Below are 11634 nucleotides of genomic sequence, written 5' to 3'. Positions count from 1 at the left end.
CCGCGCAGCAAGCATGGGGACAGCCACCGGCGTCGAGCCCACCCGCGCAGCAAGCGTGGGGTCAGCCACCGGCGTCGAGCCCACCCGCGCAGCAGGCATGGGGACAGCCGCCGGCATCAAGCCCACCCGCGCAGCAGGCATGGGGACAGCCAGGGTGGAGCCCGCCCGCGTCGGCGCCCCCGGCGCAGGGCTGGCAGCCCGCCGGCAACCCGCCGCCCCAGCAGGGCTGGACGCCGCCGCCCGCCTCGGTACCGCCGGCCCAGCCGGGCTGGAACCCGTCGGGACAGCCCGGACAGCAGCCGGGCTGGACCCCGCCGCCCGCGCAGCAGGGCTGGACCCCGCCTCCGACCTCGACCCCGCCCGCGCAGGGCTGGGGCCAGCCGGCGACGTCCAGTCCGCCGGCGCAGCAGGGTTGGGGACAACCGCCCACTTCCACACCGCCCTCGCCGCAGAGCGCGCCGCCGGCGTGGGCTCCACCCCCGATGCCGGGTACGGGCCCCGGTGCGCCTGGAACGGAGAACGACGATCATGGGGTACAACATCAATGGCCCGGGCGTGGGGACTTCCCGCCGCCGGCCAACCGCGCGCCGGGCGGCGACTACCCCTCCACCGGGGCGCCCGCGCAGCCCGCGCCGGAGCACCGGCAGCCCCCTGCGATCCCCCCGCCCGACGAGGAGCCCGCTTTAGAGAAGGCCCCAGCGGCCGAAAGCTACGGAACGTGGGCCCGGAACCAGCGGGCCTCCGCCGGCACTGTGTACAGCGGGACGGGTGACGCCTCGCCGTCGCCCCTCTCGGCCGACGGCGGGGGCAGTCCCCTGGAGAACACCGGCTCGCTGACCGGGCACATCCTGAGTCAAGGCACTACGGAGTCGGACGACGACGAGGAAGCGCCGTCGCGGTCCGGCAATCGACGAGTGATCATCATCATCGCGGTGATCGTGGTGGTGCTGCTCCTCGGCGGGTACCTCAGCGTCACCCTCGCGCGGGACTACATGGACAGCGTGTTCGGTGGAGTACCACGGAAGTGAGCCGCAGCACGGCGGCTGGGACTCGACGACAGGGATCGGATAGCCTTAGCCGTTCTCCAATCGGAAGGTCCCAGCTCCTTGCTGCTCGCTGACCCCAGCTCGTTCCCCTCGATCTTCGACACGGCCGACGCCCCGGCGGGCCACACCGGACCCGGTTTCGCAGGGCTCGGCCTGCCCCACAAGCTGGTGCGGGCGCTCGATGCCCAGGGCATCACCGAGCCCTTCCCCATCCAGTCCGCGGCCATCCCCGACGTGCTCGCGGGCCGCGACGTGCTCGGCCGTGGCCGCACCGGCTCGGGCAAGACGCTCGCCTTCGGCCTGCCCATGATCGCCCGCCTGGCCGCCTCGGGCCGTTCCCGGCCGCACGCGCCGAAGGCGCTCGTGCTGGTGCCGACGCGCGAGCTGGCGATGCAGGTCAACGACGCGCTGACCCCGCTGGCCAAAACCCTGGGGCTGTATTGCAAGACCGCGGTCGGCGGCGTGCCGTATGACCGGCAGATCTGGTCGCTGGAGCGCGGCGTGGACGTGCTCGTGGCCACCCCGGGGCGGCTCGGCGACCTGATCAAGCGCGGCGCCTGCCGGCTCGACGCGGTGGAGATCACCGTGCTCGACGAGGCCGACCAGATGGCCGACATGGGCTTCCTGCCCGAGGTCACCGAGATCTTGGCGCAGACGCCGGCGACGGGGCAGCGGCTGCTGTTCTCCGCGACGCTGGACAAGGACGTCGACGCGCTGGTCGCGCGGTTCCTGGTCGACCCGGTCACGCACTCAATCGAGCCGCCGGTGGCGTCCGTGGGCTCCATGGATCATCACGTACTGCTGGTGCCCCCCAACGACAAGGTGGCGATCGCGGCGTCGATCGCGGCGCGCAAGGGCCGGACGATCCTGTTCGTGAAGACCCAGGCCGCCGTCGACGAGCTCGTGGAGCAGTTCGCCCGGGTGGGCGTGCGGGCCGGCGCGTTGCACGGCGGCAAGTCGCAGCGGGTGCGCACCCGCACGCTGGCCGAGTTCCGCGAGGGCAGCGTCGACGTGCTCGTCGCGACCGACGTGGCCGCCCGCGGCATCCACATCGACGATGTGTCCCTGGTCGTACACGTCGATCTGCCCCGTGACCAGAAGGACTACCTGCACCGGGCCGGGCGCACCGCACGGGCCGGCGCGGCGGGCACGGTCGTGACGCTGGTGCTGCCCCGGCAGCGGCGCCGGGCCTCGGCGCTGCTGGCCAAGGCCGGCGTGACCCCCAACGAGCTGCGCGTCCGCGCGGGCGACCCGGCGCTGGCCGAGGTCACCGGCGCCCGTCAGCCCAGCGGGGTGCCGGTGCGCGTCGTGCAGCACCACGGCCCCGCCCCCGCACCGGGTCGCCGCCGGCAGAACGACCGCCGGCCGCCCCGGAGCGGCCGAGGAACAAATAGCCAGGGATGAGTTTCTAGGAACAGCGCAAAACGCATGCGGTCGGATACGGTCCGGGGATGACCGTGCTACCGCGAGCGTTCGCCTGGCAACGCACCGACACCACCGGCGGCGAGTTCGTCACCCTGGACGACAGGCGAGGCCTGCGCGCGAAGGGTATCGCGTTCGCCTCGGACAACACACTGTATTCCTGCCGATACGAGCTGCACACCGACGACGCCTGGGTCAGCACCCGCCTGGAGCTGGCCGTCGAGGGCGGAGGCTGGCGGCGCACGCTACGCATGGAACGGGCGGCCGGCCGCTGGCGGGTGACCACCAGCGAGCAGGGCAACCTCGAGCGAGTGCTGCCCAACGCGCCGTTCGCGGGCATCGAGGAGCCCGACCGGCTGCACGCGGTGCTGGACGTGGACCTCCACAACTCGCCGCTGACCGACACGCTGCCGGTGCGCCGGCTCGGCCTGCACCGGGCGGCTCCGGGCACGGTGGTGCGGATCGAGGCCGCATGGGTGCTGCTGCCGAGCCTCGCCGTGCTGCCGATGGAGCAGAGCTACGAGGTGCTCGGCCCGCGGCGGGTGCGGTATCGCTCCGAGAACTTCACCGCCGACCTCGAGCTGACCGACGACGGCTATGTGGCCGAGTATCCGGGCCTGGCGACGCTCGCATGACGCGCTCAACTCGCCGGCTGCGCCCGCCCCTCCCATTTCGTGGAAAGCGCGATCGTGGTGCGGGTGCGCGCCACGCCCTTGACGCGGTTCAGATCGACGATCAGCCGCTCCAGATCACCTATCGTTTTCACCCTCGCCTTGCACAGAAACGATTCCTCGCCCGCCATGAAGTAGCAGGATTCGATCTCGTGGCGGGCACGCAAGGCATCGAGCACCGCGTCGGTGTCGCCGCTGCTGTCCTGGACGATCCCGATCACCGCGGTGAGCGGAAGCCCCAGCGTCTCGGGCTCCACCTCGGCTCGGTATCCCCGGATCACCCCGGCGGCTTCGAGCTTGCCGACGCGCTCGTGCACGGCCGGCGCGGAAAGGCCGACCTGCCGGGCGAGCTCCGCATACGGAAGCCGGGCGTTGTCCCGCAGAAGGTCGATAAGCTGCCTGTCGATCGCATCCATCGCGACAAGCCTAACGGCCGGCCTTTTAACACAGCTAATTACCCAGAAGTGCGTTTTCCTCGTTTCCCGGACACGGCACGTGAGCGGTGCTGTAATGGGCGTACATCCCAGGATGACTCGCGCTTTCAGCTTCGCAGCATGGGGGTGCGCGGATCGGGCGAGCCACCCAGGGTAAAGGAGGGGCCGTGGAGACGGGAGATCGTCTGCTGACGCCTGGTGAGGTCGCTGCCTTGTTTCGCGTCGATCCTAAGACGGTGACGCGATGGGCCGCGGCAGGCCGGATCAGCAGCATCCGAACCCCGGGTGGACACCGGCGGTTCCGGGAATCCGAGGTGAGGGCATTGCTCGAAGGGGACGAAGCCCTGGATGACACCTCTAACGGGAACGGGAATGGCCGAGCTCACCCGACCAACGAGTGAAGAGACTGTGCGATACGCCGACGGCGTCGAGAACCTTGCCGGCGACGAAGTCGACCAGTTGGGCGGCCGTGGCCGCGGCGCCGGCGGCATAGAAGCCGGGGCTCGCGGGGAGGATCACCGCACCCGCGTCGTGTAGTGCGATGAGGTGCTCCAGGTGGCTGCGCGTCACCGGGGTCTCGCGTGGCACGACCACGACCGGGCGGCGTTCCTTGAGGTTCACCTCAGCGGCGCGCTGAAGGAGGTCCTTGGACAGTCCGATCGCGATGCCGGCGCACGCCGCCGTGCTCGCCGGCACGATCAGCATGCCCTTGACCGGGTAGGATCCGCTGCTGGGGCCCGCGGCCAGGTCGCCGGCCGGCCAGTAGGCCGCGTCCGCGCCGTCCAGCGGGCGGCCGAGCCATGCCGCGAGGTCGTCCTTCCAGTGCGCGTCGCGGAAGGAAACGCCCGTCTCGTCGAGGACGGTCAGCCGTGCCGCGCGCGAAACGACGAGGTCGACGGCCTCGCCGGCGTCGAAGAGCGCCCGGATCACGGCCGCCGCGTAGGGAGTGCCCGACGCGCCGGACACTCCGACGACCCACGGCTTGCGCTCATCCACGCACCAACTCTGCCATGGTGCAGGCCGGTCCCCGGCTGGGAGTGGCCGTACGAGGAGGCCGCTGCGGGAAATGTCGTACCCGGTTGGGAGGATGACGGCATGGCGCGCGGATTTCCCTATGCTGACCTCAACGAGTTCCTGGCCGCCCTGCAGAAGGCGGGCGAGTTGCACCGGGTGGCCGCGCCCGTCGATCCGCACCTGGAGATCAGCGAGGTCGTCACCCGCACCGTCCGGGCCGGTGGGCCGGCCCTGCTGTTCGAGCGGCCGACCCGCGGCGACATGCCGGTCGCCATCAACCTGTTCGGCACCGAGCGGCGCACCGCCATGGCGCTCGGCGTCGAGCGGCTCGACGAGGTCGGGGCGCGGATCGGCGAGCTGCTGCGGCCCGAGCTCCCGGTCGGCTGGGCCGGGATCCGCGACGGCATCGGCAAGCTCATGCAGCTCAAGTCGCTGCCGCCGAAGCACGTCAAGACCGCGCCGTGCCAGGAGGTCGTCTACAAGGGCGACCAGGTCGACCTCAACCGGCTGCCGGGGCTGCAGGTGTGGCCGGACGACGGCGGGATCTACCACAACTTCGGCCTGACCCACACCAAGCACCCGGAGACCGGCAAGCGCAACCTGGGGCTTTATCGGCTGCAGCAGCACAGTCACAACACGCTGGGCATGCACTGGCAGATCCACAAGGACTCCACGGCGCATCATGCGGTCGCGGAGCGGCTCGGGCAGCGGCTGCCGGTGGCGATCGCGATCGGGGCCGACCCGGTGGTCTCCTACACGGCCAGCGCGCCGCTGCCGTCCGACATCGACGAATACCTGTTCGCCGGTTTCCTGCGCGGCGAGCGGGTCGAGATGGTCGACTGCCTGACCGTGCCGCTGCAGGTGCCGGCCAACGCGCAGATCGTGCTTGAGGGCTATCTGGAGCCGGGCGAGCGGCTGCCCGAGGGCCCGTTCGGCGACCACACCGGCTTCTACACGCCGGTGGAGGACTTCCCGGTGCTGCACGTGGAGTGCATGACGATGCGCCGCCAGCCGATCTACCACTCGATCATCACGTCGAAGCCGCCGCAGGAGGACCACGGCCTGGGCAAGGCGACCGAGCGCATCTTCCTGCCGCTGCTCAAGCTGCTGATCCCGGACATCGTGGACTACGACCTGCCCGCCGCCGGCGTGTTCCACAACTGCGTGATCGTCTCGATCCGCAAGCGGTATCCGAAGCACGCGCAGAAGGTGATGAGCGCGATCTGGGGCGCCCACCTGCTGTCGCTGGCGAAGCTCATCGTGGTCGTGGACGAGGACTGCGACGTGCACGACTACGCGGAGGTCGCTTTCCGCGCGTTCGGCAACGTCGACTACTCGCACGACCTGCTGCTCACGCAGGGCCCGGTCGACCACCTCGACCACTCCTCCTACCAGCAGTTCTGGGGCGGCAAGGTGGGGCTGGACGCGACGCGGAAGACGGCGGCCGAGGGCTACCATCGCGGCTGGCCGGAAGAGATGGTCATGTCGCCCGAGGTCGTGGCGCGGGTCGACAAGCGCTGGAGAGAGTATGGGTTCAAGTGACGCTCGCTGAGGCACCTGAGGCACCCTCGAGCCGGGTCAAGGCCTTCCTGCGGCTCGTCGCGATCGAGCACTCCGTGTTCGCGCTGCCGTTCGCCTACCTGGCCGCCCTGACGGCGATGACGACCGGCCCGCAGGAGGGCGGCCACTCGCACGTCCGCTGGCTCGACCTGCTGCTGGTGACGATCGCCATGGTCGGCGCCCGCACGTTCGCGATGGCCGCCAATCGGATCATCGACCGGCGCGTCGACGCGCGAAACCCGCGCACCGCCAAGCGCGAGCTGGTGACCGGTGCGGTGAGCGTGCGCACCGCGTGGACCGGCGCGGCCGTCGCCCTGGTCGTGTTCCTCGGCGCCGCGGCCCTGCTCAACCCGCTCTGCCTCGCGCTCGCGCCGCTGGCCGTGGTGCCCCTGGTCGTGTATCCGTACGGCAAGCGCTTCACCAACTGGCCCCACGCGATCCTGGGCCTGGCACAGCTCGTCGGGCCGGTCGGCGCGTGGCTGGCGATCACCGGCGACCTGCGCGGCTCCGGGCCGGCCTGGGTGCTCGGCGTCGCGGTCGGGCTGTGGATCGGCGGCTTCGACCTGATCTACGCCTGTCAGGACACCGAGATCGACCGGGAGATCGGCGTGCACTCGGTCCCGGCCCGCTATGGCGTCCCGTTCGCCCTGCACCTGTCGACGATCGCGCACGTTGTGACGTTCGCCCTGTTCGCCTGGTTCGGTCAGCTGGTCGGCCTGGGCTGGCTGTGGTGGATCGGCCTGTTCGTGACCGCGGTGGCCTTTGTCTACGAGCACTCGATCGTGCGCCCCGGCGACCTGTCGCGGGTCAACCGGGCGTTCTTCACCGCCAACGGGTTCGTCGGCATCGCGCTGTTCGTGTTCGCCCTGCTCGACCTGGTCGTCCGCGGCGGGCTGAGGCCCTGACGTGACCGGCCCGGAGCGATGCGTAGCGGCCGGGGCGAGGTGAGGGCGACGGCATGACCGGCGCTTCCACGATGCCGCGGACGGATGCGGAGCGGGAGGCCCGGCAGCCGGCCGCACCGGAGGTGGCCGACCGGCCATGGCGGCGGGCCATGCTGCCCATGCCCGGGATCTTCGCGGCGAGCAAGGCCGAGCGCGGCCGAGCGCGGCCGAACGCGGCTGCGGTGTCGGAGCGGGTCGAGCGCGGCCGCGGTGTCCGAGGTGTTCCCGGCGCGCTCGGTGCTCGATCGGGTCGTGCTCGCCCTGTTCCTCATGCTGCAGGCGATTCTTGCCGCTTACCCCGTGCGGGGCGGCCGGATCGCGTAATCGTAGGAGTGTGCATATGCGCAACGGTGCCTTTTCCGAACAGCCCGCGGCGACGCCGACCAGCCGTCGCTGGCGGGTTTCGCCGGGGTTCACGGCGCTCAAGTGCGCCGTCACCGTGCTGCTGGCGCTCGCCGCTGTCCTCCTCGCCGAGGACCGGCCGGCGCTGAGCGCCGCCCTGGTCGCGACCGTCGTCGCCGGCGCGTACGCGCTGCGCGACTTGCTGGCCCCGGTCCGGCTGGAGGCCGACCCGGACGGCGTGACCGTCGTCGCCGGCTACGCGGGACGCCGCCGCCTCGCTTGGTCGCAGATCGAGCGGGTGCGCGTCGACTCACGGACCCGCGCCGGCCTGCGCAGCGAGTTCGTGGAGATCGACGCTGGCGACATGCTGTACCTGCTGAGCAACTACGACCTGAACGCCCGCCCAGCCGACGTCGCCGACGAGCTCGTCCGCATCCGGACCGCCGGTGGGAGCGGCTGACGGCCCCTGGCGGCGGGCGCTGCTGTCCGGCCTCGCGATCTTCGCCGCGAGCCGGGCCGGGCTGGTCGCCGTCTCGGCGTTCGCCTGGATCGGCGACCAGGGCCGCCACCGCTCTGCCGCGCAGGTCGCCCGGCTGTGGGCCACGCAGTACGACTCGCCCTGGTTCATCGCGATCGCCGAGCACGGCTATCAGCGCACCGGGGACGCCTCTCCGGCGGCGTTCTTCCCGCTGTACCCTCTGCTGATCCGGCTCTTCACGCCGCTGTGCCTGGGCCGTTCGTGGGTCGCGGCCCTCCTGGTCGCCAACGCCGCCCTGCTCGCGGCGCTGATCGTGCTGTTCCGGCTCACGGAGCACGAGCTCGGCCGCGCCGCCGCCGGCCGCACGATCTTCTACCTGGTGGCCTTCCCGACCGCCTTCTTCCTGAGCGCCGCCTACAACGAGGGCCTGTTCATCGCCCTGCTGACCGCGACGGTGTACTGCCTGCGCCGCGAGCACTGGTGGCGCGCCGGCGCCCTGGGCGCGCTGGCGGCGGCGACGCGCTCGGCCGGGATCCTCCTGCTGTTCGCCTTCGCCTTCGAGTACGCCCGCACGCACGGCTATCTCCGCCCGCGGACCTATTTCCGCTCGCAGAGCTACTTCCGCACGCGCGTCTATGTCCGCGCTCGTGCCCTCGTGCTGAACCGGAAAATCCGGAGAAATCCGGAAACACCGCGACCGAATTTATCCGACAAATCATCATTGGTCGTAATCAGCGCCCGCGATGCGACGCAGGAGGTTCGCGCCCACGCCGGGGCAGACGGCTCCAGCACCCATGCCGCACCACACGGGCCCGGCGCCGACGCCGGGTCGCACGAAGCCAGCACCCGTGGCGGATCGCACGAAGCCAGCACCCATGCCGCAGCGCACGGAGCCAACGCCGACACTGCGGCGCACAGGACCGGCGCGCAGCTCGAGGCACACGACGCACCACCCGAGGGCGGCGCTCCTGCCGCGACACGCGGAGCCGGCGCTTACGTCGCGACGCACGGCGAAGGTGCGCACCGAGCCCGGCCGGGGCTGCGCCGGCGACAGAAGCCGGGCGGCGCCGAACGGCGCGATGATCGGCCTGCGCCAGGCGGTCGCGACATCCCACGCGGGGATCGCGCGCCGGGCCACCACGGCCGGATCGCGGCGAGCGCGCCGGCCATGCTGCTCATCCCGCTCGGCCTGGGTGCCGTGATGATCGCCGATCGAATCGCGTACGGCGATGCGCTCGCCTTCTCGCACACCCAGGCCGCGCACTGGGGCCGGCACCTGGCGTGGCCGTGGCGCGCCCCGATCGACGCCGCCCGCGCCCCCGGGCCGCCGTTCACCGAGATCTGGACCCACAACCTCCTGGAACTCGCCACGGTGGCGCTGCTGGGCGTACTGCTGGTGCTCGCCCTCGCCGGCCCCTGGCGCCTGCGCCGCGATCAACTGCTGTTCCCGCTGCTCGGCGCCGCCCTGCTGATCTTCATGATCAGCTTTCCGAGCCGGTATACCGCCGACATCCCGTACCCGCTGTACTCCGCCTCGCGGATCGGTCTCGAGGTCTTCCCGGCGTTCATGATGCTCGGCCGGATGGGCCGCAACCGATGGCTGGACCGGACGCTGCTCGCCGCGTTCCTGGCCACCCAGGGCGTGCTGGCCGCCCACTTCCTGCACTCCGGCTGGGTGGCGTAACCGGGCGCGCGTCAGGCGTCGTTGCGTACGGCGAAGATGGCGATGTCGTCGCGCGGCGACTCGGGCGAGAAGCCCAGCGTGCGCGCCCGCAGCCGGGCCGCCACCACGTCGGCCGGGAAGCCGGCCAGGTTGGCGGCCTCGTCGCGGAGCCGGTCGACGCCGAAGAGGTCGATGCCGCGGCGCCGCTCGGTGACGCCGTCGGTGAAGAAGATGAGCGTGTCGCCGGGGTCCAGCGAGACCTGCGCGCGCGGGGTGCTGATGGTGTCGAGCAGGCCCAGCGCCGTACCGCACGCGCCGACGAGCTCGGTGCGCCCGTCCGCGCGCAGCAGGACCGGCTGGTCGTGGCCGGCCAGGTGCAGCGTGACGTCGAGCCGCCCGTCCTGGCGGCGCAGGACCTGGGCCAGGCAGAGCGTGCAGAAGCGCCCGCCGCCGCGCTCCAGCAGGGTCTCGTTGAGGCGCAGCAGCACCTCCGGCAGCGGCCGGCCGTCGCGGACCAGCACCCGGGTCACGTCGCGAACCAGGCCGGTCACGGTGGCGGCCTGCACGCCCTTGCCGGAGACGTCGCCGACCACGACGAGCCAGCGACGGCTGGAGAGCGGGACCACGTCGTAGAAGTCGCCGCCGACGTCGACGCCCCCGCCGGTCGGCACGTACTCGGCGCCGAACTCGACCCCCTCGGACTTCGGCAGCTGGGGCGGCAGGAGGGAGCGCTGCAGGGCCTGGGCCACGCTGCGCCGCTCCGCGTGGATGTTCGCGTTGTCGATGGCCAGAGCGGCCCGGCGGGCCACGTCCTCGACGACCGCCACCTCCTCGGCGCGCTGCCAGGTGTCGCGGTTGCCGCCGACCGTCAGCGTGCCGAGGTGCTGGCCGCGGGCGATGAGGGCGACGACGTAGCCCTCCAGGGGCGGCGCCAGCGGTACGACGGCATCGGTACCCATCGCCTCCTTCAGCTCCGGGGTGGCCTGGGCGAGCGCGTCGCGCAGGCCGCCGATCAGCGACTCGTCGGCGTGGGCGGCGGCGGCCAGGCGCAGATCGCCCCCGGCGTCGGCGGCGTGGATCGCGCACCACTGGCCGAGCCGCGGCACCACCAGCCGGGGGATCAGGGCCAGTGTGAGCTCGACGTCGAGGGACTGGGCGAGCAGTTCGCCGGCCTCGGCGAGGAACATGAGCCAGGCGCGCCGCTCGGCGTCGGCGCGGCGCAGCCGGTGGTTCTCGACCAGCAGCGTCAGGCGGTCGGCGGCGAGGGCGGTGAGCGGGCGCGCGTACGGGCTGCCCGGGCCTGCGGTGCCGCCGACCACGAGCAGCTCGGCGCGCCAGGGCCGGGCGACGCGCAGTGGCACGCGGCGGCCGCTGTCGGTCGAGGTGCCGACGCGCCCGTACGCCGCGGCGATGCGCGGCCCCTCGCCCTCGTCGACGGTGAGGGCCGCGCCCTGCGCGCCGATCGCCCGGCACAGCCGCTGCAGCAGCTCCTCGGCGATCTCCTCGAGCGAGGTCCCCCGGCCCGACCAGGTCAGCGCGTCGACCGCCGATGGCAGGTCGATCGCGGGGGCGACGGCCGGCTCGCCCGGCGTGCCCGGCGACGGCCGGTCGAGCCGAAACCACACGCCCTTGCCGCCGGCGAAGTGCAGCGTTCCCCAGGCGGTGGCCAGCTGCTCGACGAGCAGCAGACCGCGGCCGCGCTCCGGCACCTCGCCGGAGGAGGCGTCGGGAAAGCTGGGCGTGACCGTGCCGGGCCGGAAGTCCAGCACAGATACTGTGAGCGAATCGTTACTTGCCGTGATCTCCACGTCGACGTCGGTGCCGGCGTGTACAACGCTGTTCGTAGTGAGCTCGGTGATGAGCAGCAGCGCCTCGTCCTGGATCGCGCCGAGGTCCCGTTCGTGCATGATCGTCCGGATTGCCTCGCGGGCCAGACCGGGAGAGCTATGGTCGGCCGGGAGCCTGATTCTCCGGACGGTCTGGGATGTCACGTATCGCAGTCTCCACTGAACGGTGGTAACAATCCAACCTGAAGGACGACGATGGGTGGACACCGCCTG

Annotated in this window: 10 protein-coding genes; 7 read left to right on the top strand and 3 right to left on the bottom strand. The window is 72.0% G+C overall.

What is annotated here, in order from left to right:
- The first annotated feature begins 1139 nt into the window (after positions 1 to 1139).
- Positions 1140 to 2450, top strand: coding sequence for a DEAD/DEAH box helicase (locus ABT297_RS26795; protein ID WP_350554465.1), 1311 nt, complete (start codon positions 1140 to 1142; stop codon positions 2448 to 2450).
- A 47-nt stretch (positions 2451 to 2497) separates the two neighbouring features.
- The gene (locus tag ABT297_RS26790; protein WP_350554455.1) at positions 2498 to 3103 is read left to right on the top strand and encodes a putative glycolipid-binding domain-containing protein; all 606 of its coding nucleotides are present in this window, start codon (positions 2498 to 2500) and stop codon (positions 3101 to 3103) included.
- Between the two features lie 5 nt (positions 3104 to 3108).
- On the opposite strand, the gene ABT297_RS26785 is transcribed toward ABT297_RS26790, so the two are convergent.
- Positions 3109 to 3555, bottom strand: a complete 447-nt coding sequence (locus ABT297_RS26785) for an Lrp/AsnC family transcriptional regulator (RefSeq protein WP_350554453.1) — start codon at positions 3553 to 3555, stop codon at positions 3109 to 3111.
- Between the two features lie 185 nt (positions 3556 to 3740).
- On the opposite strand from ABT297_RS26785, the gene ABT297_RS26780 reads away from it, so the two are divergent.
- Positions 3741 to 3974: a BldC family transcriptional regulator gene (locus tag ABT297_RS26780; protein ID WP_350554451.1), complete on the top strand. Its 234-nt coding sequence runs from the start codon at positions 3741 to 3743 to the stop codon at positions 3972 to 3974.
- On the opposite strand, the gene ABT297_RS26775 is transcribed toward ABT297_RS26780, so the two are convergent.
- Positions 3931 to 4569, bottom strand: coding sequence for a UbiX family flavin prenyltransferase (locus tag ABT297_RS26775; protein ID WP_350554450.1), 639 nt, complete (start codon positions 4567 to 4569; stop codon positions 3931 to 3933). The genes ABT297_RS26780 and ABT297_RS26775 overlap by 44 nt on opposite strands.
- Positions 4570 to 4668: 99 nt before the next feature.
- Here ABT297_RS26775 and ABT297_RS26770 point away from each other — a divergent pair, with 99 nt between their 5' ends.
- From ABT297_RS26770 to ABT297_RS26755, 4 genes are all read left to right on the top strand, one after another.
- Entirely contained in the window at positions 4669 to 6129 is a 1461-nt protein-coding gene (locus tag ABT297_RS26770) for a menaquinone biosynthesis decarboxylase (protein ID WP_350554448.1), read from the top strand.
- Positions 6126 to 7052: a menaquinone biosynthesis prenyltransferase MqnP gene (gene mqnP, locus ABT297_RS26765; RefSeq protein WP_350554446.1), complete on the top strand. Its 927-nt coding sequence runs from the start codon at positions 6126 to 6128 to the stop codon at positions 7050 to 7052. The genes ABT297_RS26770 and mqnP overlap by 4 nt, the downstream gene beginning before the upstream one ends.
- Positions 7053 to 7431: 379 nt before the next feature.
- Positions 7432 to 7893, top strand: coding sequence for a PH domain-containing protein (locus tag ABT297_RS26760; protein ID WP_350554444.1), 462 nt, complete (start codon positions 7432 to 7434; stop codon positions 7891 to 7893).
- Positions 7880 to 9595, top strand: a complete 1716-nt coding sequence (locus tag ABT297_RS26755; protein ID WP_350554442.1) for a mannosyltransferase family protein — start codon at positions 7880 to 7882, stop codon at positions 9593 to 9595. Before ABT297_RS26760 ends, ABT297_RS26755 begins: the two co-directional genes overlap by 14 nt.
- Positions 9596 to 9606: 11 nt before the next feature.
- Here ABT297_RS26755 and ABT297_RS26750 read toward each other — a convergent pair whose 3' ends face one another.
- Positions 9607 to 11481, bottom strand: a complete 1875-nt coding sequence (locus ABT297_RS26750; RefSeq protein ID WP_350554440.1) for a SpoIIE family protein phosphatase — start codon at positions 11479 to 11481, stop codon at positions 9607 to 9609.
- Between the last annotated feature and the right edge of the window lie 153 nt (positions 11482 to 11634).

This window comes from Dactylosporangium sp. NPDC000555, from assembly GCF_040300025.1.
Classification (GTDB): Bacteria; Actinomycetota; Actinomycetes; order Mycobacteriales; family Micromonosporaceae; genus Dactylosporangium.
Note: the sequence above shows the minus strand (reverse complement) of the source record. Positions and strands in the feature narration are given on the sequence as shown.

Bases quoted from the DNA above. Each gene is read 5' to 3' on its own strand.
- ABT297_RS26790 (WP_350554455.1), top strand. From the start codon at position 2,498: ATGACCGTGCTACCGCGAGCGTTCGCCTGGCAACGCACCGACACCACC.
- ABT297_RS26785 (WP_350554453.1), bottom strand. From the start codon at position 3,555: ATGGATGCGATCGACAGGCAGCTTATCGACCTTCTGCGGGACAACGCC.
- ABT297_RS26770 (WP_350554448.1), top strand. From the start codon at position 4,669: ATGGCGCGCGGATTTCCCTATGCTGACCTCAACGAGTTCCTGGCCGCC.
- ABT297_RS26760 (WP_350554444.1), top strand. From the start codon at position 7,432: ATGCGCAACGGTGCCTTTTCCGAACAGCCCGCGGCGACGCCGACCAGC.
- ABT297_RS26750 (WP_350554440.1), bottom strand. From the start codon at position 11,481: ATGCACGAACGGGACCTCGGCGCGATCCAGGACGAGGCGCTGCTGCTC.